At 45.2% G+C, this 25,522-nt stretch carries 27 protein-coding genes; 11 read left to right on the top strand and 16 right to left on the bottom strand.

All coding sequences use genetic code 11. The features are described 5' to 3' along the window. The 10 genes from ACOT0L_RS17430 to ACOT0L_RS17385 all read left to right on the top strand — a co-directional run bounded on the left by ACOT0L_RS17430 (nt 1) and on the right by ACOT0L_RS17385 (nt 10,430). Nucleotides 1–1,080 (top strand): cysteine protease StiP family protein, encoded by a 1,080-nt coding sequence (locus tag ACOT0L_RS17430; protein WP_001585166.1) that lies wholly within the window; start codon nt 1–3, stop codon nt 1,078–1,080. Next, entirely contained in the window at nt 1,080–2,036 is a 957-nt protein-coding gene (locus ACOT0L_RS17425) for an HpcH/HpaI aldolase/citrate lyase family protein (RefSeq protein WP_011152965.1), read from the top strand. The genes ACOT0L_RS17430 and ACOT0L_RS17425 overlap by 1 nt, the downstream gene beginning before the upstream one ends. Nucleotides 2,037–2,046: 10 nt before the next feature. Beyond that, entirely contained in the window at nt 2,047–3,255 is a 1,209-nt protein-coding gene (locus tag ACOT0L_RS17420) for a DUF4236 domain-containing protein (protein WP_011152964.1), read from the top strand. Between the two features lie 17 nt (nt 3,256–3,272). Continuing rightward, nucleotides 3,273–3,740 (top strand): tellurium resistance protein TerW, encoded by a 468-nt coding sequence (gene terW / locus ACOT0L_RS17415; protein WP_001176767.1) that lies wholly within the window; start codon nt 3,273–3,275, stop codon nt 3,738–3,740. A 462-nt stretch (nt 3,741–4,202) separates the two neighbouring features. Further along, nucleotides 4,203–4,841, top strand: a complete 639-nt coding sequence (locus ACOT0L_RS17410; RefSeq protein WP_001253657.1) for a vWA domain-containing protein — start codon at nt 4,203–4,205, stop codon at nt 4,839–4,841. A gap of 22 nt (nt 4,842–4,863) precedes the next feature. Next, complete coding sequence (locus tag ACOT0L_RS17405) at nt 4,864–5,505, top strand: TerD family protein (protein ID WP_000116681.1); 642 nt, start codon at nt 4,864–4,866, stop codon at nt 5,503–5,505. Next, on the top strand, nt 5,505–6,143 hold the full coding sequence (locus tag ACOT0L_RS17400; RefSeq protein WP_001253658.1) for a vWA domain-containing protein: 639 nt from the start codon (nt 5,505–5,507) through the stop codon (nt 6,141–6,143). The genes ACOT0L_RS17405 and ACOT0L_RS17400 overlap by 1 nt, the downstream gene beginning before the upstream one ends. An 84-nt stretch (nt 6,144–6,227) precedes the next feature. After that, nucleotides 6,228–7,268: a TerY-C metal binding domain-containing protein gene (locus ACOT0L_RS17395; RefSeq protein ID WP_001253656.1), complete on the top strand. Its 1,041-nt coding sequence runs from the start codon at nt 6,228–6,230 to the stop codon at nt 7,266–7,268. After that, entirely contained in the window at nt 7,268–8,905 is a 1,638-nt protein-coding gene (locus tag ACOT0L_RS17390) for a PP2C family serine/threonine-protein phosphatase (protein ID WP_000081059.1), read from the top strand. The genes ACOT0L_RS17395 and ACOT0L_RS17390 overlap by 1 nt, the downstream gene beginning before the upstream one ends. Before the next feature lie 25 nt (nt 8,906–8,930). After that, nucleotides 8,931–10,430: a helix-hairpin-helix domain-containing protein gene (locus tag ACOT0L_RS17385; protein WP_001284318.1), complete on the top strand. Its 1,500-nt coding sequence runs from the start codon at nt 8,931–8,933 to the stop codon at nt 10,428–10,430. A 165-nt stretch (nt 10,431–10,595) separates the two neighbouring features. On the opposite strand, the gene ACOT0L_RS17380 is transcribed toward ACOT0L_RS17385, so the two are convergent. Both ACOT0L_RS17380 and ACOT0L_RS17375 read right to left on the bottom strand, forming a co-directional pair. Further along, nucleotides 10,596–11,678, bottom strand: coding sequence for a hypothetical protein (locus ACOT0L_RS17380; RefSeq protein ID WP_276191847.1), 1,083 nt, complete (start codon nt 11,676–11,678; stop codon nt 10,596–10,598). 360 nt (nt 11,679–12,038) lie between these two features. Beyond that, entirely contained in the window at nt 12,039–12,251 is a 213-nt protein-coding gene (locus ACOT0L_RS17375) for an Hha/YmoA family nucleoid-associated regulatory protein (RefSeq protein ID WP_001285422.1), read from the bottom strand. A 169-nt stretch (nt 12,252–12,420) separates the two neighbouring features. On the opposite strand from ACOT0L_RS17375, the gene ACOT0L_RS17370 reads away from it, so the two are divergent. Further along, nucleotides 12,421–13,596, top strand: coding sequence for a tyrosine-type recombinase/integrase (locus ACOT0L_RS17370; RefSeq protein WP_000795949.1), 1,176 nt, complete (start codon nt 12,421–12,423; stop codon nt 13,594–13,596). A 301-nt stretch (nt 13,597–13,897) separates the two neighbouring features. Here ACOT0L_RS17370 and ACOT0L_RS17365 read toward each other — a convergent pair whose 3' ends face one another. The 14 genes from ACOT0L_RS17365 to ACOT0L_RS17300 all read right to left on the bottom strand — a co-directional run bounded on the left by ACOT0L_RS17365 (nt 13,898) and on the right by ACOT0L_RS17300 (nt 25,485). After that, complete coding sequence (locus ACOT0L_RS17365; protein WP_001198595.1) at nt 13,898–14,803, bottom strand: hypothetical protein; 906 nt, start codon at nt 14,801–14,803, stop codon at nt 13,898–13,900. A 9-nt stretch (nt 14,804–14,812) separates the two neighbouring features. Further along, a complete protein-coding gene (locus ACOT0L_RS17360; protein ID WP_000119428.1) occupies nt 14,813–15,775 on the bottom strand; it encodes a DNA replication terminus site-binding protein in 963 nt (320 codons plus the stop codon). A gap of 90 nt (nt 15,776–15,865) precedes the next feature. Beyond that, a complete protein-coding gene (locus tag ACOT0L_RS17355; protein ID WP_000549069.1) occupies nt 15,866–16,312 on the bottom strand; it encodes a hypothetical protein in 447 nt (148 codons plus the stop codon). 16 nt (nt 16,313–16,328) lie between these two features. Next, nucleotides 16,329–16,865, bottom strand: coding sequence for a hypothetical protein (locus ACOT0L_RS17350; protein ID WP_000107167.1), 537 nt, complete (start codon nt 16,863–16,865; stop codon nt 16,329–16,331). Nucleotides 16,866–16,938: 73 nt separating this feature from the next. After that, complete coding sequence (locus ACOT0L_RS17345; RefSeq protein ID WP_001371933.1) at nt 16,939–17,196, bottom strand: hypothetical protein; 258 nt, start codon at nt 17,194–17,196, stop codon at nt 16,939–16,941. 7 nt (nt 17,197–17,203) lie between these two features. Beyond that, a complete protein-coding gene (locus ACOT0L_RS17340; protein WP_000578891.1) occupies nt 17,204–17,794 on the bottom strand; it encodes a hypothetical protein in 591 nt (196 codons plus the stop codon). 44 nt (nt 17,795–17,838) lie between these two features. Beyond that, complete coding sequence (locus tag ACOT0L_RS17335) at nt 17,839–18,114, bottom strand: hypothetical protein (protein WP_001004200.1); 276 nt, start codon at nt 18,112–18,114, stop codon at nt 17,839–17,841. Nucleotides 18,115–18,377: 263 nt separating this feature from the next. Next, nucleotides 18,378–19,334, bottom strand: coding sequence for a hypothetical protein (locus tag ACOT0L_RS17330; RefSeq protein WP_000149830.1), 957 nt, complete (start codon nt 19,332–19,334; stop codon nt 18,378–18,380). Between the two features lie 171 nt (nt 19,335–19,505). After that, nucleotides 19,506–20,444: a hypothetical protein gene (locus ACOT0L_RS17325; protein WP_000472041.1), complete on the bottom strand. Its 939-nt coding sequence runs from the start codon at nt 20,442–20,444 to the stop codon at nt 19,506–19,508. A 66-nt stretch (nt 20,445–20,510) separates the two neighbouring features. Continuing rightward, on the bottom strand, nt 20,511–21,431 hold the full coding sequence (locus ACOT0L_RS17320; RefSeq protein ID WP_000991697.1) for a hypothetical protein: 921 nt from the start codon (nt 21,429–21,431) through the stop codon (nt 20,511–20,513). 68 nt (nt 21,432–21,499) lie between these two features. Beyond that, nucleotides 21,500–22,435, bottom strand: a complete 936-nt coding sequence (locus ACOT0L_RS17315) for a hypothetical protein (protein WP_000691119.1) — start codon at nt 22,433–22,435, stop codon at nt 21,500–21,502. Nucleotides 22,436–22,504: 69 nt separating this feature from the next. After that, on the bottom strand, nt 22,505–23,383 hold the full coding sequence (locus ACOT0L_RS17310) for a hypothetical protein (protein ID WP_000762003.1): 879 nt from the start codon (nt 23,381–23,383) through the stop codon (nt 22,505–22,507). Between the two features lie 78 nt (nt 23,384–23,461). After that, the gene (locus tag ACOT0L_RS17305) at nt 23,462–23,983 is read right to left on the bottom strand and encodes a hypothetical protein (RefSeq protein WP_001011130.1); all 522 of its coding nucleotides are present in this window, start codon (nt 23,981–23,983) and stop codon (nt 23,462–23,464) included. A gap of 269 nt (nt 23,984–24,252) precedes the next feature. Then, nucleotides 24,253–25,485: a DUF7146 domain-containing protein gene (locus ACOT0L_RS17300; RefSeq protein ID WP_000220379.1), complete on the bottom strand. Its 1,233-nt coding sequence runs from the start codon at nt 25,483–25,485 to the stop codon at nt 24,253–24,255. Nucleotides 25,486–25,522: the final 37 nt, after the last annotated feature.

Genomic DNA, 25,522 nt, shown 5'->3' with positions numbered 1-25,522 from the left:
ATGCAGCCACATGACACATTTACCGGCTCATACCAGCCCGGTGACGTGGAATTTCTGCTAAAGCCGGTAGTCATTGAGATGACGCCGGTTGAGCAAAAAGAAGAGCTGATTCAGTCAGGGAAGAAACATTATTCGGACATGCTCAGTCAGGAGCCAGCGCCAACACAATGGCATCTTGATTTGTTTCACCGGGCGCTGGATCGGGGCGCAGAGAGACTTGCAAAAGAAGTCACACAGCTCGCTATTGCTCTGGCCGAACGCTTCGGTGATGAGCCCATTGTACTGGCCAGTCTCGTCAGAGCTGGCGTGCCGCTCGGCGTTATGCTGCACCAGGCCCTGCGTGACATGGGGAAAACCTCATGGCATTACGGTATCAGCATTATCCGGGATCGTGGAATTGACGGTGCAGCCCTCGACGTCATTGAAGAGCGCCATGGTACCAGCGGTATTGTCTTTGTTGACGGATGGACAGGTAAAGGCGCAATTACCGGAGAGCTTGTACGCGCACTGAAAGATCGCCCGGGCTATCCTGAGCAGCCGCGACTGGTTGTCCTGGCCGATCCCTGTGGCTGCTCCTGGCTTGCAGCCAGTGATGATGACTGGCTCATTCCTTTTGGCATCATGGGTGCGCCGGTATCAGGCCTGATCTCCCGGTCAGTATGGTCCTCTGAAGGATTACATGGGTGCATGGTTTGCGAGCATCTCAGTGAATTCGAATGCAGCCGGATGCTTGTCGATACCGTCGCCCATTTCCGTAAGAAGTTAACCCCGTCATCCCTCGCTACCCTGAGCTGGAATATGGAGTCAGCCCGGGTCTTATGGCAGACAAGTCGCGACGTTATCGCGTTCCTGGCCGATGAATTTAAAGTGGACAGCGTCAATCGTATTAAACCCGGTATTGCTGAAGCAACCCGGGCTGTATTACGTCGGGTACCGGACCATGTATTTGTGCGTTCTATTGACGACCCGGACGTTGCCTTGCTTGTAGGGCTTGCTCGTGAAAAGGGAATAGTTGTTACAGAAATGGGGGGAACCCTCGGCCAGTATCGGGCTGTAACCATTATCAAGAAGGTACTCTGATGAAAAATCGTCTTTCTCCCTGGAATCTGGGAGCCACGCTATACATGCCTGCAACACGGGAAGATATTGCTGATGCCGTCCTGCACGGGAAAATCCCGGGTTTGCGCTCTCTGGTGATTTGCCTGGAGGATGCTGTCAGTGAAGCAGACATCCCCATCGCCCTCAAAAATCTGGAGCACCTGCTGCACGAGCTCAGTAACAGCATGCGTAGCCTGGGTAAAAATGACTGGCCTCTGGTGTTCATTCGCCCTCGGCATGCCGAAATGGGCAGATGGTTAAAAGCGCATTATGATCTTTCCGCTGTCGATGGGTTTGTGTTGCCGAAATTTACCCTCAGTTCGTTAGCTGAATGGTGGGATATCATGGGCGGGACTCACCTGTGCATGATGCCAACGCTGGAAACAGAAGACGTCTTTGACGTGGTTCAGATGCGCGAGCTGGCCACTCGCCTGGTGGAACATCCCTGCCACGACCGCATTATTGCGCTTCGAATCGGCGGCAACGATCTTATGAACGTTGTGTCGCTTCGCCGCCCCCGGGACCTGACGCTGTATGACAGCCCGATGGGCTACGTCATCAAAATGCTCGTTTCAGTCTTCGGCCCGCGTGATTTTGCCCTGACCGCGCCCGTATGTGAGCATATTGACGATCATGCCGTTATGGCCAGAGAGCTGGCTCTTGATATGGCACATGGGCTTGTTGGGAAAACGGCCATTCACCCGGGTCAGATAGAGGTCATTCAAAACGCGCTGATGGTCACTCAGGGTGAGTATTCTGACGCTCTGCGGATCCTGAACTCTACCCAGGCCGTGTTTAAGTCGCAGGGAGCAATGTGTGAACCCGCCACACATCGCCGCTGGGCGGCTGGCATTCTGGACAGAGCTCGTTTTTATGGGTTACAGAACGAGCAAAGCGCTGATGGAATCAGATTACTTACCGTGACCCAGCATCATTAAGGAAATCATAATGGGGTTCAGGTTCAGAAAGTCGATCAACATTATTCCTGGCGTTCGCCTCAACCTGAGTAACGGTGCACCGAGCCTGAGTGTCGGGCCGAGAGGTGCTTCCGTTTCTTTTGGTAGCCGGGGGACCTATGCCAATCTGGGCTTGCCCGGTACCGGGCTGAGTTACCGTACCCGGCTTGACCGGGCCGCGCGTTCCGGAGGTGGAAACCGGACGGCAACCGACCCGGGGCTCAGACAGGCGCTTGAGCAGGAAGCCGCTGAACTCATGTCAGCGGTAACCGCAATCCGTAATATTCACGAGCTGACGCCGGATCCAAAAACAGGCATCAGCTGGGCAGAGCTGGAAGCAGTATACCTGCATAACAGAACGTCGCCTTTTCAGGTTCCGGCACCGGTGCGTCCAGAAAAGCCAGACTACCTTGCATTGCCGGAAAAGCCTGCCGAGAGCGAAGGCATTAGTTTTCTGGGTAAATGGTTTGAATCGGAATCAGCTAAAGCTGAGCGCCACGCCGAAAATCTTCGCCGGTGGCAGCAGGAGCTGATTGATGTGGAGCGTGAGAATACCCTTCGACAGCACCGGTACCAGCAACAACGGACGGCCTGGGCCGAACAGTATGCAAACTGGAAGTTTGAAGCAGAAGAACATGAAAAACGGCTCGCCACGGCTCAGGCAGATGCCCGGCAGCAGTTCCGGACAGACGCCGCGTTTTTCGAATCATACCTGGCGGGTGTGCTGGCAGAAACTGAATGGCCGCGTGAAACGATTGTTGCATTTGAAGTAAAGCCGGAGCTATCAGCAGTCCTGCTGGACGTTGATTTAGCTGAGATTGAAGATTTCCCTGATAAGATTTACGGCGTTAATGCCCGGGGCACGGAGCTGACGGAAAAAGCCATGACGCAAAAAGCCGTACGCGAAAACTATGCCCGCCACGTCCATGGCTGCTTGTTCCGCCTGGTCGGTATCGTTTTACATACGCTACCTTTCGACAACGTGATTGTGTCAGGCTTTACGCAACGGGTCAGTAAGCGGACCGGCTATCTGGAGGATGAGTATATCCTGTCCTGCAAATGCACTCGCAGCCAGATGTCGTCAGTAAATTTTGCAGGCATAGAACACATTGATCCGGTTGAAGCGTTAGGCGATCACCCGGTTATTCGAAAGATGAGCAGTACCTTCATTTTTCAGCCTATTGAACCACTAACCCTTTAAGCAGGCTAAATCTTACGATGCAATTAAATACCAGACAGGCCCGGATTTTTAAGCTTGCCAACTTACTGGGCACCGGCAAGCCCGTTTCCGCTGCCGACATTATAACCAGTCTGGAATGCTCAGAGCCGACATTAACCCGGGCCCTCAAAGAGCTACGCGAGTCATATTCTGCGGAGATCAAATACAGCAAGGCAGGTCATTCCTACCATCTCGTTAATCCGGGCCAGCTGGATAAAAAGACCCTTCGCCGGATGAATGAAGCGCTCGCACAGAATGCTGAACTGAAAACCGGTGAGTCTACAGGGAAGGTCGTACTCGATAAGGATAAAAAAACAGCCGTGTCCTTATCGCTACGCATGCGGATCTTAAGAAAAATTGACCGTCTGGCTGCGCTGAGTGGCTCGACCCGAAGTGAAGCGGTAGAGAAGCTGGCTCTGCACTCCGTTGACGAACTGATAAAAGAATACAGCGCTAAAAAGTCCTGACGCTAAATCTCAGACCGGGGTGAAAACCCCGGTTTTGTCATATTTTACCTCTGTATTGGCGTGACGTAGTTTTGATCTATTCTCCTCCCGCAATGCCAGCAGCGCCTTACTGACTACAAAACCTGGTGTCTTGACATCCTCTTGTGCTACACATCAATCTTTGGGCGTTTTACACTCCATTCATGCAGATCTGTGATGTATGATGAATTTCATACATAAGACAGTTTATTTGTCCGAGTTTTTTCAGAAATCTTATATTCCAGTCCGGTCTGAATTATTTTTCTGTTGATAAGAGGCCATTCACATGTCGGTAATTCTATGGTGGTTAACTTATTTCTTTAATGCCGCTTCTGAGTATTTAATCTCCACCCGACAGATGTCGTGCCGTTTTATCAAATCAACAAACCCTGGCCTCTTCCTGAAACTACTCTCCTCTTCCGATCTCTTAAGAAGGAATTACATTTGAGACGCTTACCCGTATATCTGCTACTCGACACGTCCGGCTCTATGCACGGAGAGCCTATCGAAGCGGTTAAAAATGGCGTTCAGACGCTGCTTACCACGCTGAAACAGGATCCGTATGCACTCGAAACGGCTCACGTGTCAGTGATCACCTTTGATTCTTCAGCCCGACAGGCAGTCCCCCTGACAGACCTCCTGAGTTTCCAGATGCCAGCACTAACAGCCAGCGGCACCACGTCTCTTGGCGAAGCGCTTTCCCTCACGGCCAGCTCCATTGCCAAAGAAGTACAGAAAACGACGGCTGACACTAAAGGTGACTGGCGTCCCCTTGTATTCCTGATGACGGATGGAAGTCCGAATGATGACTGGCGTAAAGGCCTGAATGACTTTAAAGCGGCCAGAACCGGCGTTGTTGTGGCATGTGCAGCCGGGCATGATGCCGATACCAGCGTCCTCAAAGAAATCACTGAAATCGTGGTTCAGCTCGATACAGCTGACAGTTCGACGATTAAAGCTTTCTTTAAATGGGTCAGTGCGAGCATTTCGGTAGGCAGTCAGAAAGTGGAGTCCAGCAAAAAAGAAGTGATCGGTCTTGAAGACCTGCCACCGCCGCCGCCAGAAGTAAATGTGGTCTTATAATTTTATTGATTAAGGGGATATCATGTCTGTCAGTCTGAGCAAAGGCCAGGGCGTAAGCCTGAAAAAAAATGAATACGATCTCTCGTCCGTTACTATCGGCCTCGGTTGGGATATTAATGAGGAAAAGAAAGGTTTTCTCGGCGGGATCTTTGGTAAAAAAGAAGAAGAATACGACCTTGATGTGATCGCTTTCCTGTGTAATTCAGCCGGAAAGGTGACCGATCTCGGCAATGTGGAAAATGGTAAACCAACGCTTGTGAATGGCGATATCATCTTTTTCAACAGCCTTCGCCATAAGTCAGGCAATATCTGGCTGACGGGCGATAACCGAACCGGAGCCGGTGACGGTGACGATGAGCAAATTATTGTGCGCCTGAATTCCCTTGACGCTCAGTACGAGAAAATTGTGTTCATCGTTCAGATCTACAATGGTGAAAAGCTCCAGCAGCACTTTGGTAAAGTTCAGAATGCCTTCATCCGGGCAGTAGATGCCCGTAATATTGAAATGGCACGATTCGATCTTTCTGGCGGACCCGCCTTCGCCAGCCAGCGCTCCATGGTCTTTGCCGAGCTGATACGCGAGGCTACAGGCTGGAAACTCAGGGCAATTGGTGAGCCTTCAGAATCAGATTCGTTTGTCTCGCACCTGAGGAATTACATGTGATGCGCCGCCTGCCTGTTTACCTTGTTATCGACACATCCGGCTCGATGCGCGGTGAGTCAATCCATTCCGTTAACGTTGGAATTCAGGCGATGCTTAGCGCTCTTCGCCAGGATCCCTACGCCCTCGAAAGCGTTCATATCTCCATTATCACCTATGACAATGAGGCGCGTGAGTTCATTCCTCTCACGCCGCTGGAAGACTTCCAGTTTTCTGACATCGTTGTGCCAAGCGCAGGCGGGACGTTCACCGGTGCTGCCCTTGAATGTCTGATGCAGTGTGTTGAACGGGATGTACGTCGCTCAGATGGTGATACCAAAGGAGACTGGCGTCCTCTGGTATTCCTGATGACTGATGGAACCCCTTCTGATGCCCTGGCGTACGGTGAAGCGGTAAAAGCGATTCGCGGCCGGGGATTCGGATCCATCATTGCCTGCGCCGTTGGTCCTAAAGCAGGCCATGAGCACTTAAAACAGCTCACCGATAAGGTTGTGTCTCTGGAGACGCTAGATTCAACCGCGTTTGCAGGTTTCTTTAAATGGGTATCGGCCAGCGTGTCTTCCGGCAGCACAAGCGCGGGGATTAATAACGGAACTGATACCCTTCCCCCTCCTCCACCAGAAATCCAGCTGGTGCTCTGACAGACAGAAAGGTGCTGTTTCCGGGCAGCACCTTTCTGTACAGCAACGTTTTCTGCTGGCCGTACCAGCCGTACGAGGAAAATTATGAGACGCCTTCCCGTGTTTTTTGTCCTGGACTGTTCAGAGTCCATGATTGGTGAAAACCTGAAAAAAATGACTGATGGTCTGCAAATGATCGTCGGAGATTTAAGAAAGGATCCACACGCACTTGAAACAGCCTGGGTCTCGGTAATCGCATTTGCCGGTGTAGCCCGTACGATTGTACCTCTTCACGAAATTGCCTCGTTCTACCCTCCCCGCCTTCCCGTTGGCGGCGGTACGAGCCTTGGAGCTGCATTGCGTGAGCTGACCGTGCAAATTGATACCCAGGTCAGAAAAACCACTCATGAGGCTAAAGGCGACTGGAAACCCGTCGTGTATCTCCTTACCGACGGACGTCCGACTGACGACACAACCGCAGAAGTGAAGCGCTGGAAGGATCACTACGCGAGTAAAGTGAATCTCATTGCCGTTGGCCTGGGGCCGTCAGCGGACCTGAATATCCTGCGGCAACTGACAGAGAATGTCATGCTGTTCACCGAATCTCAGGAAGGGGACTTTACCCGCTTCATCAAATGGATCACGGCCTCGGTTACGGCGCACAGCCGCAGCGTCGGGGACGACAAACAACCTGAGCTCAGCCAGACTGAATACATAGTCCGGCTGGCCAAGGACGAGCCAGTAAAAGCGTACGACGAAAACTGCGTTACGCTTACCGGCCGTTGCAGCAAGACCCGTCGTCCGTACCTGATGAAGTATGAACGGCCACCAGCAAGGGTTTCCGGGCTCGATTTCAGTCTGAACCTGAACAGCTTTAATATTGCCGGATGCTATCCCATCGATGAGGACTATTTTGCGTGGTCAGATGCCACCGCTACCGGTTTGCAGGTAAATACCAGCGAACTGCATGGCGTACCGGGTTGCCCCCACTGCGGTAATGCCAGTGCGTTTGCCCTGTGCTCATGCGGAAAGTTGCTGTGTATTGACGGCCCGGATGACGTGATCTGCCCGTGGTGTGAAACAGGCCTGTCATTCAGCAATGATGGCGGAAACACTAACTTCGACGTAAACAGAGGGAGAGGTTGATGTCGCAAAATGCTTTACTTGAAGAGAAGATTATCCGCTTAGTTCTGTCTGAGCTGGGCCACCCTGTTGAAGGTGAGCGGCTTTTACTTCTATCGCAGGACCCATCCCTTACCGAAGAAATTATGCGGCTTAAAGAGCGGATTGAGAGCCTTGCACAGGGTTTATCTGCGCGGGTTAGCGAAGGTGATAACGACGCAGAGATTGCCGCCTCGTCAGCATCCAGTCTTTCCGATCAGCAACAAACGGTCGTAAGTGTTGCTGATAACCCGGGCATTGACGCTACCGATACATCAGCACTGCAACCCCTGCCAGAAAATGAGCCTCATCCTCCGTTCTGGAAGCTGATGCCTTATTACGAATTTGATAAACCAGCACAGAGGGAAGACGAAAACCTGTCTTCCCTGGTATTAAAACCCGGGCAGATACCGACAGGCCAGCAGCGGGCCAGCTTAGCTGTGCCACCTGCCGTTCCCCCGAGAGCTAAAATAACGATCCCCAACGCCCGCGCAGGCGAACGTTTCTCTTCGCCGGTTGCTATCGTTCTGGGTGAGGGCCAGCAGGCTACTGTCAGGGACGTTGTCTTTCCCCGGAACATTGGCCTGTCTTTTGACAAAGAACAGGAGTTGCTGACAGGTACTCCCACCGAAAGCGGCGATATAGAGCTTTCAGTAATCTGGTCATGCACGTCGCACGACGAATGTGAAACAAAACAGCTATTTATAATCAATCCCGATCCGAGAAGCCTGTGGAAGGTGGTAGAGCCACCAGCAGACGCTCCCTACCCTAAGTCCCATCTGGACGCTGCTGGCCTGGTCAGGGGTGATATACGTATTGCTGCCGCCAGTCGCCGGGGACGCTCTCATGAGCATGCCGGAAGCTTCAGAGATGACGACTTCTACATCAACCACTGCCAGGAAACAGGATGGTCTGTCATGCTGGTCGCAGACGGAGCCGGTAGTGCGGTAAATTCCCGGGAAGGCTCCCGGATTGCAGTCAAAACGGCTGGCGATTACCTTTTAAATCAGCTCAGTGGTGTGAAAGGCGTCCATTTAAAGCAGCACATCACGGCGTGGGAAGGGAGCGATCAGCAGGCAACAATAAACGCCATGCTTCATCATTTTAAACAGGCAGCTACGCTCGCGGTCAACAGTATCCAGAACGAAGCCATTTGTGCAGAACAACCTGTGAAATCCTATTCAACAACCCTTCTGGCAACTGTAGCGCTACGAACTGATAACGAGCTGTTTGCGGCTGCATTCTGGCTTGGTGATGGTGCGATAGGTGCATACAGCCCTTCCGGTAAAGTCAGGATACTGGGAAATCCCGATAGCGGAGAATACGCAGGACAAACCCGTTTCCTTGACCAGAGCATTATCGCAGACCCCTCGTTTAGCGGCCGCATCAGCGTGGGTAAATGGAATGATGTATCTCACTTGATCCTCATGACAGACGGCGTCTCAGACCCTCTGTTTGAGACGGATAATGGGCTTCGCAGTGACGAAAAATGGACCCGTCTCGTTGATGAGCTCAACCCTGTCCTTACAGACGCCAGTATTGCGCCTGAGAGGTTAGGCGACTGGCTTAACTTTTTCTCCACAGGGAACCATGATGACCGCACTATTGCGGTGTTGTGGTAAGGGATACGCTTTTTCGGTGATCAATATGGCAAATATCGTTACGTGCAAAACAAAGGACGGCGAAACAGTCCAGTATGTTGACGAGGTAATTGGTTCGGGCTCGATGAAGGATGTTTACTTTTCGCCTGATAAATCATACGTCGTCGCTTTTTATCATAAACCGCAGAACGAGCAGGCCCGGGATCGGATTGATATGATCACCGGACGCTACAGGCAAAACATTTTTGGCCAGTCCGGAGGTGAATACTGGAAGGACCTGTTTTGCTGGCCGACCCATGTTGTTGAGCATGGGCATAAAATCGGCATCGTGGTTCCAACCTACAAAAGCTACTTTTTCTTTAAATACGGCTCTAAAAACGATGATTTTCTTGGCATAAAAGGTCGTGAAAAGGAAGGCAAATGGTTTGCCAGCGCCAGCAACCAGAACAAATTTCTCGACCCACGTGAACGAGGCAATACGCTTACCTATCTCAAGGTCTGTCTGCTGCTGACAAGAGCCGTCAGAAGGATGCATGCGGCAGGTCTCTGTCACAGCGATCTAAGCTATAAAAACGTGCTTATCGATCCAGAAATGGGACATGCCTGCATCATTGACGTAGACGGCCTGGTTGTCCCTGGAAAGTATCCTCCCGACGTGGTGGGCACCCCGGATTTTATCGCTCCGGAAGTGGTGAAAACCAGTCATCTTTCCAAAGAGGATCCGAACCGCGTATTGCCAAGCATTACTACTGACCGTCATGCGCTGTCGGTGCTTATCTACATGTATCTGTTCTTCCGTCATCCGCTACGTGGCGGAAAAATACATGACATGTCGGATGAAGTACGTGATGAGACCTTATCTATGGGTGAGAAGGCACTCTTCATTGAACATCCGACAGACAAAAGCAATGCAGTCAAAGTCAGTCAGCTATCGTCCTTTTCACTGCCCTGGGCTGACCCGGAGAAAATTCCTTACACCATCATGGGCCCTTATCTGACACCTTTGTTTGAGCGCGCCTTTATAGATGGCTTACACGATGCCACTAAACGCCCGACCGCCGATGAGTGGGAAAGCGCCCTGGTTAAAACAGTCGATCTGATACAGCCCTGCCAGAACAAGGCGTGTGAACAGAAATGGTACGTTTTCTCGGGTAAGACAAAGCCGGTTTGTCCCTACTGCGGTACGCCATACAAGGGTAAATTACCGGTTCTAAATTTATATTCTTCCCGAAAGGAAGGCAGTTATCGTCCTGACGACCACCGGTTGATGGTGTGGAGCGGGCAGTCAATCTATGCGTGGCATGTGAATCGCCTCATTGCGCCAAATGAGCGTACAACCGATTTGCAAAGGAAACGAGTTGGGTATTTTGTTTTCCATAACGATCAGTGGTGGTTAGTAAATGAAGGCATAAATGGGCTTATGTCATTACCGGATAAACGACAGATTGCCATTGGGGAAAAAATTGAACTGACGAATAACGCTCAGTTTGTTCTGTCAAAGGAGGAAGGCGGCAGGCTGGTCGTCGTTCAGTTAGTAGAAAACTAACGGACGCCCATAACGACTAAAACGTTCTGGCAGCATACTGAACCTGTTTAATGAATCACTATATTAAGCTGTGTCAAATTTAAGCTGCCAGAAAAACTGACTGTCTGTGCCGGATATGCGGTACACCTCCTGCGGCAAGGGTTTAATGCGCAAAGCCCAATTTATTTATAAGAGTGAATAGTTTTGTGGCTCTACCCTGCCGCTCTCCTTTCCTGTGTCATGGTTTTTAACATCTGAAATACTGACATTGTTAAGCCGGTGATTGTATAAGGCGATGCGGACAATCTCATGAAGATATTCAAGTTCGTTTTGTGTCAAGGACTGGCCTTCCTGGGTTTTTGAAATCATTTCCTGCCAGCAGATCAGTCTTTCGTAACTGACATGTTCGCTGTTTTCCAGGCAGTGCAACCTGAAATAGCGAAGGAACAAAGGAAATTCATCGGTCTTAGCGATGTCATAAGCCCGAACCGTTAACCTACACAGACATACAATCGTATCCTGCTGTAACCTGACTAACGCGTTATGACTGCCCGGAAGGATATCAGGCAATTTCATCTTACAGTCAGCAAGGCGCTGAAGAAGAGGCCCTTCCTCTGAAGGCTCCCGTCCCCGATACTCCTGAAGAGGTTCAGATTCAAGTTCATGCATTAATGGATGATATAGCCATTCCCGGGAACTGGTCTCATCAATGATCAGGCTTTCAATGCACTCACTGTATGTTGTTTTACGTCGCCCGAGCTGCACCTGACTGATTTCATATTCAATATCTGGAAGATCGATACGCAATGCGGCAACTCTTTCGGAAGGATGAAGGTGGTCAAAGGTTAACTTCGCAGAAATGCTACGATCCCTGTCCAGAAAGACGGCCACACATAAATCATTAACCTTTACGAACAGATCAGCTGTGCCTCCGAACATACTGCCGCTTCCAATAACCTCATTCAGTGAAACCGGCCCACCATCGTCGCCAGCGAGAAGATTTGGGAAACCAAGAACCTGGTGCTCGTTGATGACTTCAATAATTTTTCCCCGGATGGCTTCCATCAGACCATCACAGTCACCGGCTACAGCAGTACTGTGTGAGAAATGCCAAAGCTTGACCTCCCCCTGCTTTGCTAACAGATCAGTTTTGCAAGCGGGGCAGATGCAGTTACAGTCGATACCCCGGCTGACCTCTGTAATATCTAAAAAGAGTCCTGATTCTCTCTGGAGTCCAAATGGAATACCAAATGTGTAACTCTTACGCATGGCTGCACCCCGTTTTTGATAATTATTCAAACTATATCCGAAATAACGGAGGAGGATTTCTGTAAAACGAATTAAAAGAAATGATTTTTTAGTTTTCCAGATTAATGTTTGACAAGAATCAAATGAGAGCCTTACAAATATGGAGAGAGAAGTTTAGGTAAAGTAACTTTTATCACAACTTCTAAAATTAAGGAGAATATCGGATGTATTTAGCAGTGGGCTTGGCTTATGATTAAAGTCTTTCTCCGAACTTAATAAGAAAGTTAAAAAGACAGGCTATTACAGTGCCTTTAGCCCCGAAAGGGGCATAAACTATTTTCAAATCCAGACACAGTCTTTTTGTTGTGCCAATATCAATAATTACTCGCGAACAAAGGTCCACACACTCGCAGGAACTTTGTCATATAACTTTTTCATTGTCAGTTCAGCTTTACGATGATCATAAGCACCAGAAATTTCAAGAGAGGCGACACCCGAGTTTTTTTCACATAACCTTTCAAATACTTTTTCGAGCGTTTCGAACGAACTACACTTACGGAATTTCATTAAATAAGACTGCTTTGTGTCAGACATAATCAACCTTCTTTAGACAGGCCTCAACTGGCCAGGGATAATCTTAATATCATTTTTCACTTAAGCCTAACGATTTCACAACCTTTTTCGTTGTTTCCACCCTGTTCATAACCAGGTACATGAGTGCTAAAATGACTGTAAATAAAACCAGTGTATCCCGGTGAGCAGGATGAAGAATCAATCAGTGATCAGACAGTTTTCGGAAAGCGAATTGCATCAGCAGCTGGAAACGTTCGGCAACCATGATAAACAGCTTTCACGCTTGATCCGTTACTTTTCCCATCTGAGATACAACACAGCTAAAACCTATCTGCACTGGCTACGAGTATGGAACGAATGGTATCAGGCGAATGCCCGGTTGCATACAGACTGGCCAGTAAGTTCGCTCCCCGTGTCTGAGGAAGCTCTGCTGGCGTTTATGGGGCATCTTGAAGGCAAATTGTCACGAAGCAGCATAAACAGCTGTCTTCAGGCCTTAAACAGTATCCATAAAAAAGGGCTTAACCTGCCCGGGATTATTACGTCTGAAGCATGGTACATGCTGGAAGCCTTAAAACAATCGGAAGCCCGGAAGCGAAAGACGACTAAACAGGCAACTCCCTTTCTTATTGGCGATCTCAAGGCTCTGATAAAGTTACGCAGTACTACAAACTCAGTTCGTAAGCTTCGTGACCTGTGCCTGATCTGGACAGGCTTTGAAACACTGCTCCGTTCATCCGAAATTCGCCGTATACGTCTGAAAGATCTGTCTCTGGATAGTATGACCGGTGAATTTAACCTGACGGTATACCGTACAAAAACGAACATCAGTACACTTCTTACCTACCGGCTGACACGTCAGTTAACTAACTGCCTCTTGAGATTGATGAACCTTGTGAAAATGGATCAGCACAGTCATCCGGATGAATACCTTTTCCAGGCCGTAAATTTCCATGATACAGGCTATATGCCACCCGGCTGGAAGCTTCGGAGTAAAGGGAATGAGCTATCTGAGCTTCTTAAACGGCATAACCTGCCCTACCGTGCTAAACAAAGTCTTCTGAACGATGAAGATGAGGAAGACACTGTGGACGATGCCGGTATGCTCAGCAAAAATTCCCTTTTACGGGCATTTAAAGAAATGTGGAATGAGCTTTATCCAAATGAGACTAAAACCCGTTACTGGACAGGGCACAGCGTTCGTGTAGGCGGTGCGATACAGCTGGATATTGAAGGTTACTCGCTACCACAGATTATGGAAATGGGGAACTGGTCGAATGAAGAAATGGTTATGCGCTACATTCGCAATATTGAAGCTGGTAAAAAAGCCATGATCAAGCTTATGCGAAATGCCTTTGATGAATAGCGCCCTCACGGGCGCATAACTTTATTTTTTCTTGAACGGGTTAAGTCTGGTGAGATTAGAGAGTGCCCCTCCCGGAGGCAAAATTCCCGTCCTTTTATATTTGTACACGCCATTTAATTTCATTGTCTGGATTCCAAGATTAATAAGCGTGACAAGTTTAAGGGTATACAGGAGTGTAAATTGGGGAGCAACCTGAATAAAAACTAATAACAAGCCTGCACACATTACACGTAGCCATGCCGCGTACTCCATGCTCAGCGGACGCTTGAAATAGAATCTTTCGAGCAAATCAACTGTCTTATTACTGATCCACGCCGCCGCCACTGAGAGTAACAACACGATGCACACCATAATGCCCAGTTCCATTTTCACTCCCTTCTCTTTTAGTCTGTTTAAGTTGAGGCTTAGCCACAGTAGTTTTGTTTTTTGCTTTTTTCTTAGGTTTGGTATGGTGAAACAGAAAACAATCCACCATTACCCAACCATTTTTATATCGAGCCACCAGCATCTTCTGGCTGGGGTAATGAGCATGAAACAGCATTTTCACGTCCATGGTGCCCATCAACGACTGTTTGCGCTTTAGCTCATCCTCAGCCATCTGAAATTCTTGTAAGAATTCTGAAGACAGACGCTGACGCAGAATTCTTATGGCACTGGAGTTTTCATCATTCTTTGCCAGGTGCCCGAAGCGTACAAGTGCCTTGTGGGTTATCTGGATGGGTCCCAGATGAGAGCTGAGCTGTTCGTACTGCCAGAAGTAGGTCAAATCCACCTTAACCCAGCTGATGCTGTCCAGCAGAGCCTCGTTCATGATGGTTCCGGACATAGGTACCATTGTCAGCCTGGCCAGACGCATATGTATGTAGTCCGTAAGCAACCTCAGCGACTCAGGAACGTTTTTATTGAGTAGGAGATGCTGAAGCACCGGGGTTGCGGTCTGCCAACACAGATTGCGCCCGTCAGGCAGGAAAGCAAACTTTTGATCGTCAGGCGCAGAGTTCGAAGCGTTTTCCTTACGAAGCAAAAAATAATGGCCGCACAGCAGCTCTGCTCTTACCTGGTCCTCGTCAGGGTCATGTCGGGCTTTACTTAGATCAACGGTTAGCACAACGCGGTTAATCGCATCAGCGTGATATTTTTTTACCCAGACGCAGACACGATAGAGACGCTCATCGATTTTCTGGCTGGCTGTGGAAATCCATTGCATTGTTGTTCCTTAATTTTCGGGGCTGACAATGAAAATGCCCAGCTCAGCCCCCGGCACGAGTTCTGTATATTTCAGGCTCAGCTTCCGTTGGTTGGACGGACCCTGGCTGTTTTCAGGAGCCCAGTCAGAGAGCGTTTTTAATTGAGGTATGTTGCCTGCTGCGAAAATGGGCAAGGATGCTTTTACTACTGAATAATCAGTCTCAGCATATTTATTCCCGTTTCGTTCCTGCCCTTCAGGCCTAAATGCAAAAATGTGAGCAATCGGAACAGGGAAAGAGTTAGTTCGACAAAGGCGATAAGATTCGCCCTGCTTCAGTGGGTGAAATTCAAGACGGTGTAAAGCCTTATCGATATTAGACACGACATTCAAATTGGTAGTTGCTACATTTTTTACTTCTGAGGCTCTCCTGCGCTCCAACAAACTCACAAGTTGCTCTGCTGTTTTAACTTCCTGGTTTCGGTTTAGCCGCCATGAAAAAGTAACTTTTTTAAGCTGGGACTTGATGAAAAGGATATTTCTTGTTGAGTGCATAGCGACAAGGCCCGGGAGCTTCTTGTGCACTTTATCAAAACGGACATTCTTTTTATTATCGATACGCCTCATTGCCGCAGCAAAATCATTTTTTGCTTCGTTTATAGAAGTGATCAAGCTTTCGAGAAGATCTGCTCTTTCGGGGACAATGATTAGACCCGGGTATTTAGTGGTTACTTTGGTGGAATCATGACTTAATGACTCTATGTCATCCACACAGATGTCAGTAAGTGCCTGAATAATTTCCTCAACCGAAGCATCGTCTTTAATACTAACCCTGATGGGTTTAACCTGCTTCAAGCGCTCTTCTGTTCTAGATACGGTGGAGACAGTCATCAGGTTTGCCATCATCGGGGGGGTGTTCGAAAGAAAACACTTGAGCGAGTCGATGCGTTCCAGAATCTGGTCACGAAAATAGGGCAAATCGTCATAACTCATACGTTTCTCCAGGCTCATGTTATTTCCAATCAATTTTGCTGCCCAGGCTGACCTTGCAGAACATAAATGTCATGTAAACCTCTAAAGAAGTCATTTTGAAACAGCTTTCACAGCATGCGATTTATGTTCGATAGGGCTCATGAACAAAGGATGATAATGGAGACGCCATGGATAGTGGATAGTCTTACCCACCTGGGTGATCCGATTGAGGCGAAAACGACCATTTATACAGTCAACTGACCAAAGCCCGGGAGAAACTAACCTCTTCCAGCGGTAAAAAGAGAAACCTGCAACACAGAGGTCATGCTCCAGGAAATGTTGAGTTTCGACGACGCGAACTTTTATCAAAAACCCCAGCATTGGCGAAAACCAGATCAACAACCATGTTGGCGGCAGGATGACTTTGTTCAGGAGATGATCTGTCATAAGCAAGGCAGATAACATCAGAAAACTGATAGTCAACCACAGGGCCATCCAACCGGCCCATACGCGGCTCTGACAGGGTTTCCATTCGAGAAGAAAAAGTTTTTTATGCATTCTGCCCCGCCTAATTTTAATGTATTGCCGAAGTATGCTGCATCATGATGGTGGTGCGGGGAAAGATTTCAAACTTCCACAATTCTGAAGCCGTGTTCCAACCATGAAAGATCCCGTCTCCACAGCGAGTGTTAAAAGCAAGAATTTCATCCCTGACCTGGTAAGCGAGCACTTCTGGCATATCAATAAACTCAGGTAAGGAAAGAAGAATTCCATGGATAACTTCTCCGGTTAACTTACTCATAACCTCTTCCTCAGACAGGGCAGCGTCCGGGAACAAACACAACGGAAGTGAAAAACAACATAGGTCAAGACCAATAGCAGCCCTTCCTGCGTCGTAGCCTTCTTCATTAACGACAAAACGAAAGAATTTTTCTGTCTCACCCCGTAATGATGACGGTCCTTCAGACGGAACTTCAATACCACTGAAGACTTTATCGGTCCAGTTGGTAAAAGGACTGGTGAAAACCCAACAAATTAAGGATAACGCCAGCTCTTCCTTAAACATACGTTCAGTGCCGGTAGTTCTGGAAAGTTGCTTTTGAGTACTCATGTTTTACCTGTTGCATGAAATTATTGATGTTATATAAACACAACCGGCATTTTATCTAATAGGTTTGAAAACACTAAAAATCGCAAATGCTGGTACCTTTCTGTTTTAAGAGATTTTCAAGGTAAAGTGAGGCTAGATCAATTGGCTGGTTCTCTTCAAGACAGGCTCGCACAAGATCTTCAATAGAGACCGAATCAACCCCCCTTCCCTGTAAAATTTCTTTAGCAGATGCCAGCGTTTTATGAACGCTTCGACTTAGTTGTAATCTGACTTGTGTGCGGGTATCAAAAAGACAATCTTCTGTGACACTTTGTGAAACGGTTCTACTCATTGAAAAATCACTCCATTTCTGGGATCGAATGAAAATTAACAGCTATAGATGTATCAGGTTTCCCATTTTCTACGATACTCAACCACGTACGCGCTGAGATTTGTTGTTCACAGACGAGTATGTAACCTGTTCCCTGTTGATGATGTAGCTCAAGAGCTTTTAGGATAGGCTCTGAATGAGGTCCGAGAGCATCACGCGTGTGAATAAGCGTTTGCTCTGGCAATACGTTGCTAAGCATAGACAGCAGAACATTACGCTCATCCTCATTATCCGACAAAACAAGAATTATACGAAAACCCGTTTTTATACGAAATCTGATTTCTGAAACTAACTTTCTTAATCTTAATTTATATATGACCAGGCGGAATCGAGTCATCAGTAAAGAGACCACTGTGAAGATAACGATTACTGCGCCATATTTTGACCTGTAGAACCACCAGTTAAGGCCTCCAGCAACTATCAGGATTAACATTAAAATTAAACTCCCATAGAAAAAAAGTGCTGGGTAGCGAGTTGTCTTTCCTTCAATTAGTGCTGAGGCAAATATCAAAATGGATATTCCGTAAATTACCCAGTCAAAAATACTTTCTCCAATCATTCTTTAGTGAACATCCTTAAAAGTGGAAATGTAGGTTTATGGGTTTATGCATTTTCCTGATGGCCTTGACAACCAAGGATTTCACAGAAATTGTCACAGTGTGAAGCTGTAACAAAGCGCTCTCCACGTTCGAATCGCTCAACCAAATCCTTTCTTACTTCACTTCCAGGTTTCTGGAAGATGTACTCAAACTGGAGATCCTCGGCCGTTGAAAGTAGTCGTTCTATGCTGAAATCAACATGGTAAAAGCAAAACTGATTATCAACCGGGGGAAAGTTGCTTTTGGTACTGTTCTCGTTTTTGGATTTTAGTTCATTCATGAGCTCTCCTTGGTTGAGAACAGTATACAAATCTCTTTAGGGATTTTTTTTCGTTAATAGCACTTTTTTGAGTTTAAAGAGTATGTTCATACCAGAGCATTAGAGGCTACGAAAAGGATAATGGAATTAGAAAGATAGATTTTAAGTGGTGATGTAAGGTGGGATAGGTAGAAGAGGAGTAGACGCTTGTAAGCGAGGCAAAAAAAAGGCACGGAAACCGTGCCATAAGAGTATGTGAGAAAAAATCAAAATCAGGGAAAGAATCAAGCAGCTTGTGAAACTGAATCTCCAACTGCAAGATTTAAATTTCTTAGGTTATCGAAAACTTCAGATACTAAGTCATTACGGTCGTGGATTTTAATCCGCCCACCGGTTAACTCTGAAACATAAACGGTATGGCAGAGGTCAGTAACCACTTCGCCGTATTCATCAACGACTTCCAAAGATGCAATCATCGGAATATAAGAAGCCGCAGCATAGCTCTCATAAATACTTATTATGGAGTCATTGTTGCGTCGAGAAATTACCCTACCAGAAGGTAAAGCCTCATCTTCCATATAGCAATCAGATAGGTCCTCACAGAAGTCATTTTCTTTAAGTGAAATATTAAGGGTCAATTCACTGTTGATAGAGCGTGAATAAGAATATTCACTCAGTTTATAGCAAGCCAAACTTATATCACTAAAAGTTTCATAAGCTTTATAGAGGCTCGATGTTATAGACTCAGATACAAATGTTATTAGTCCAATAAAATGAGTATCCCAGAACTGTTGCAAAGCAAAACGGGCAATCATAACCTGACCATCAACCTGCATCAGTCTGTTATATTCATCCCGGTCATAACCTTTCGACTGAGAAACATCATTAGACATGCTAAGAACTTCACTACAAACATCATCATATTCAAAACGGCTAGTTGCAAAGTGTTTTCCTGAAATCTCAAGGTACTGACCAGAGACTGCGTCAAACACCTCAAGAAAGTAACAGAGTCGAGATTTTAAAGATTCTCTGTTTAAAGCTTCTATTTCATTCTCAGAGATACTATCGACATATAAATCAACAGCATTCTTGAGTTCAATAGCTTTGATATTACAGGTAAAAGAAAGCTCGTCACTTTGACAATGGCAAACACTTAATACTATATCCGCCTCATCAAAATCTATGCCAAGATAGCTCAGAACTGCTCGGACATAGTTTTTATCATCAGATGAATGTGTCATATACACTACCTCAAATTTGAGAGGAAGTGCCCCAGAAGGGAAGCGACTTCCCCACTGGGTTAGATAAAAGTTTGGTTAAGCTAAAAGAAGATGCCAGCGACAGATTTTACATTGTCATAGACAAGTGTCTTCAGCCAACCAAAGTTACTTTTTTGGACTGAAGCAAAAGGATCATTGAGACGCGTTACGAAAATCGTCAAAAGCTTCAGTTATTAGTAATGTGCGATCAGTTACTCTGTATCGGTCATTACTTTCGAGAGATACGTAAGTTGAATGCGAAGAATCACAGACAACACGCCCTCTTTTATTGATCAATCTTACTTCCATCATCACCGGCACATTGATAATTGAAGCAACATCGGTATAGAGGGATATGAGGGCATCATTGTCACAATATAACGCCCCGTTCCCATCAAATGTATCGTTAAACTTAATATATATATCTGGCATATTTGCCGGATAATCATCAGTATTGAAATCAATGCATAACTTTAAGTCATCATTAATACGGCGATTAATCTTATGCTGCCCAACACGTACAAAGCCATGTTCAACAGCTTTGATAATCCTTAAAGTTTCATTAAGACAATCTGTAATTCTTTTCTCGACAAATGAGATAAAGTCACCAAAGTCGGAATGAAAAAACTGTTTAAGTGCAAATTTCGCAACTAACACTTTCCCATCCACCTTCATTTTATCGAGATAAAGATTTCTTATAGCATCAGTAGAAGAATTAGCTTTAGATAACTCTTCACAGTCATTAATAATCATTGAAACAATATCAATAACTTTAACTGGGCTTAAAGTATTACTATATCCGCGAATATCAAACGTAAAAAATCCGAAATTCTTAAATACTCCAAGAAAATAAATTATTTTTTGTTTCAAAAGAATAGAATCGGAGTAAGATGCGTTGTGCTTTATTAGTTCAGATATGTAGAGATCCAACATACAATTTAAATTATCGATATCTACATCGTAATCAAAGGTTACTTTGTCGAACGAAGTATCAGATAATTGAACGGTTATATCGTCAGCGGGAACATTAAGGCCTAAATTTTGATAAAGAAAGGCACTAACAAATTCCACGTGGTCAGATTCTTTAAACATTTACACTACCTCATGACTAAAAAGGAAGTGCTTCCCACCGGGAAGCAAGTTCCCGGATGGGTTAGATTAATTATAAAAGAGTTCTTCAGAAGGTACATGCATTTCTGGTTTGAACTGTTTTAAGGAGTTGTTTATAGCTTTTCGATATAACCCTGAAGAGTGTGGCTTAAACATTTGATATTCCGTAACGAGCAGAGGAGACGTAAAGCATCCTAAGTTCACTAGTGAAATATTTGATGTTTCTTCACAAACATCTAATTCAGCGTATATCCGCCTCTTCATTACCCTGCCTGCTAAATAGCGACGAACATGATTTATAAACTTGTCCGCATCTGATATAGAATTAACTATATAATCAGATGTGACTATCTGATTAGATACAGTTTCAGGTATAGCTTCGGCTATTATTTTTACGTTCATTTCATAATCAACACTATGGAAGCAAGCAAGAATTTGTGGCTTCGCGCTTTCTAAAATCTTTTCAAGAACAGAAAAAATCAGAGAGAACTCGTTTAAAATTCGCTTTTGTATAAGTCCATGTAGATGTTTTATGAAAGGAGAACCGTGTTCAACAAGGCCTAGTATAAGATCCTTAGAGGCCAAATCTGAGCGGTAATAAACGTATTCTAGATTATCCCGGTTAAATCCTTTGATAAGCAAATCAGGCTGCTCTGAGACCAGTCGTAAATGAGTTGAAGCTATAGAAACTTCAAAACGAAAGTTCGCGAGATTTACAGGGCCTGCTTTTAATGTAGCCGCTTCGGAAAAATAAATGAAAAGAGGATGCAAATCATCGTTACCACAGTAAAGATGGTCTGCGCCCTTAAGATATTTCACCAAATGAGGTAGAAAAGATATTACTGGAATATCAGCCACAAATCGAATATGCCGAAATGGTTTTGAATCCAAATATATATTTTCCACTACAGCGCCAACAAAACCCATTTTAACAAGAATAGATTCAACTAACTTTTGTATCGCATTCATTTAAATACCCTCTTAATAGAGGGATTTCTCCCAAAGGGAGAAATCCCTATGGGAGAAAATAATTTTAATTAATAATTGTAGCGAAGCGCATGTTCTTTTTCACTAAGATGGTTTTCATATTCCGACTTACCAGAACTTAAACACTCTTTGAAAAAGACCTTTGAAAAATTCTTCAAGTCACTTCGGTTGTTAATTTCTTTGTCAGACATCAACTTAGCTGAGTGTGAGGTATCCACAGGCCCCAACCACCATTCATATTTAATATAAACACAATTGGTTTTTGTATGTCCATTTAGAAATCGTTTTGCATTTCTAAGTATTTTTCTACAACCGTTAAGGTCTGAAAGTAAGATATCTGGAGCAATGAGCTCTTCCAGAATATGACCAGGTAAGCCTTTCCTAAAAAGCTCAACATCGTAACTACAATACCAGTCACGATAATTAAAAGCTTTAATAAGTCTTTCAGGTGTATCCAAAGATATCTTATTCAGGATTTTTAATGCAAAGCATACAGCATCTTTTAACAACTCGTGCACCTCAACATTGATAAATGAGAAAAACGAGCTTAATTCTTTCTCTAAGGAATTATACAACTTACCGTAAATATCCTGAGAAAAAAGATACTGCAATCTTTCTTTATTATAAGTGCAATTCGAAATTGAATAGACTTCTCCTCTTTCGATTTTGCACCCTTCCCTTAAAACTATAGGAAACCTCAAATGGTTAACAATGAAAGAATGATTCTTTCTTTGCTTCAAAGCATCTAATTGAAATTTCGTAATTTCCTCCAGATTTGCATCTTCAAAACCTGGAAAGGGAATATCACAGAAACAAGAACTATATGCTTTTGCTGATTCATACATAAACTCCAGTGAAACATCAGCATCAAAAGACATACCAGAGAACATGCCCTGCCCATTGTCTAAAAATGTAATGTTTTTAACCTGTATTTTTTTATGTTGAACAACCAAAAAGGCATTAATGATTTTTTCGATAATTTTCATGTGATCCTCTCTCAATAAAAAAGGGATCACTCCCATATGGGGTGTGATCCCCACATGGATATAATTTAATTAAAAATCTGTAAGACCTAAATCTTTATTTCTACCACAAACTGTAGAAGATATAAGACGTTTTACTCGCTTTCGAGCACTTCGGCCTGACGTATCTTTCAAGTACATCGGTAATGACAATGATGAGATTTGATTACTTCGCTTATGATGGCAGACTATATAGCCCTGCCTCCACCCCGAACGCACAAACTCACGGATGCGGTTAATATATGCCGAAGCTTGAGATTTTGTACTTATCGATTCAGAACACTTTAAGTTCTGTTCGATAGAGTAAAGCTCAGCCGCCATTAATTTCACCTCATACAGGTCATCCCCATAACTTATAGTTTTCAACAGCTCTTCCTTTTCCCGAATGAAAAATACTTGCTGCATTCCAAGGATCAGGTCATAGGCCTCTCGAAAGAGGTCGATAAGCTTATTACGAACATAAATCATAAACTCCTCAAAGTGCTGAAGCCAGAAATAAGCCGCATTACTTATTTGTGAATTGTGAGAACAAACAAGCCCTTTAGCAAGCTCGACCTCTTCCTCCCGAAAAGTAAAGTTACTTTTCTTAAACCGACTTTGTTCAAAAATGCTTTGATGCATTTCTATCCATACAGAAACAAAACCGAGGGATTCAAATTCTTCGTTTAACAAATGTAAACTTTCGAAGATTTTCTGAATTTCGATCCCGATGTCATATGACAGTGGACATTCTTTTATAGAATAAACATAACCGGGTAGGAAGTGAGATAAATGCTCAGTTCGCAAATATAAACTGAATTTAAGTTCTGTCAGTGGTTGTTTCAAAGATAATTTAGATGATTCGCTTATATTTACTGGTTCAACACCATTTCTAATCAAAATAGCTTTTACCAGGTCCGTAGCTAACTTCATACAGCCTCCAGTCGTTATTGAGGCCTCCCTGATGCAGGTTGGCCATCAGGGAAAATATGTAAATCAATTAGCAACCAATCAGACCGTTGCCATTACATTGTCAATGTATCTGACAAGGGATGGGCGGTCGTCCTGTAAGGCAAAACGGCGAAGGTCATCAAGATTATACGCAGGAAGATAATCAGCGTAACCTCGAATACGAAGGTCCTCAACCACAACTTTTATATACTCAAATCGTCCAAGATTTCCTTTTAATGGGGGTTTTCCTGGACTAGACAGCATATCGTCTGCTTGCTCCCATGTGATTTCTTTAGCTTCACCACTATGTAGATCAAGATGGACATATATGAATGACTTATAATCTCCACGGCAACGAAGATAATATTTCGGATAGAAATATTTGTCACAACGCAACAAACACGTTCCTGAAGGACGAACTACGTACAACAGGTTTCTGTCATTTTCTAATATGCCATGTTTCAAAATCGTTATATCTATCTCATTATCATGCAGCAAATAGCATGACGATGGTTCATTGACGATGCGCGATTTTATAACAGCAGCAAATTTATTAAAAACTTCGTTAGTTTGAAAATTCATTAAAATGCTCTCCGATGTAAAACGACGAGCATCACCATAACGGTAATACTCCCGTTATGGGTTTTAATAGTTTATGGAATAACCATGTCATACAACCGACCATAGCCAGTAGTACCGCACATTTATTTAACTGAGCAAGCATCTCAGCCGTGAAAAGACCTTAAAGGCAGGTAATTATCACGAAGGAAAGCGGTTATCTTATCAATACAATTTAAAAAATAATATTGATAAGATAACCCCCCCCGCAAAATGCGGGGGAGTTATCGTTGTTACAGCTGATTAAGACATTCAGGAGCCCAGTGAATCGGGAATCCATCCTGCCCTGTTAACTGGAGAACATCGTTCCAGTCGATACCCTTTTTCCCATCAGGAATATCTTGTGCTGGTTCGAAGACTTCAATTGTCAGCTTTGATGCGGGATATCGTTTAGCCAAAAACTCAACCATGCGGCTTTGAAGTCGCTGAGCAGCTTCGATACCGGCACGAGTGCCTTGTGAGTTAGCAATATCCTTATCCGCCCAGATATAAAAGTTTATATATTTTACATCCGGCGGAGGCAGTAAAAAATCAGGAACAGTAACGTTTTCAAGGCACCATGCGGAGCTGGCTGCCCAGCATGGTGTTGAAGTCGCTTCTACAACAGAAAGCGCATTCTCGATCCCTTCAGCCACTCCCAGTGTCCAGGTCGAACTACCTGAATCATAGTGAGGGTCAAACAACTGAATTGAGCCACCTGTCATATCGGCAGGAGGCTTCATCATCAGCTTTGGATTTTCTACAGGTGCCTTATCACCGTTTTTGTCTACGTATGTTCTATGGATAGTCAGAGGCCGACCTCGGGTGTCACGATAGATTGCAATCATTCCCGGATAGATAATCGATTTCTGCTTATCTTTATCCCAATAGTAGATCCGGTTATTAAAGCCTAAATCCTTTGGTAAGTGACTCAGTAAGCGGGAGATCCCACGATTACGGAGGTACAAAGCAACAGGAGTATTAGGCTTTATTTCACCGGTATAGTGATACATCACATCAAGTTTTCGCATTCGCTTTGCCACTTCCTCTCGGTCAAGAGTTTCTGTGGCACGAACTGCTGATTTATAGCGTCGTTCATTTTCAATGTCGGCGTCAGTTAACGGAGCATGCAGATCCATCCCGAAAAAATCTGAGAGAATCTTTTTGCAAGTCTGCGTTTTACTTAATTCATAATATTTCGCCAGAACATCAATTCCGTCGCAAAACTCATTTACCGGAAAGTCATTATGGATCGCACATCCGGTATAAAGGTCTTTTTGTCGGAAACGAAACTTCGATTTCCCTGCGCCAGTAAACGGGCAAGGAACCTGGCTCGGGGCTTTTGCACAAGCGTCTTTGAAAGCAGGTATTCTTTCGAATATATACTTCCAGCCAGACACTTCAGCAATTCGAGCATGAACGAGTTTAATAAAGTGTTCAGATACTTCCTGTGGTTTACGACGAAGAGCCGGGGATGCATAAGTCATGATGATCTCTCTTATCTGGCATTGTGAGTTTCTCAAT

Origin of the sequence: Enterobacter cloacae complex sp. XAL002 (genome assembly GCF_049236805.1) — a bacterium.
Lineage (GTDB): Bacteria > Pseudomonadota > Gammaproteobacteria > Enterobacterales > Enterobacteriaceae > Enterobacter > Enterobacter intestinihominis.
The sequence above is the reverse complement of the archived record's forward strand: the minus strand, read 5'-3'. Positions and strand labels throughout refer to the sequence as shown.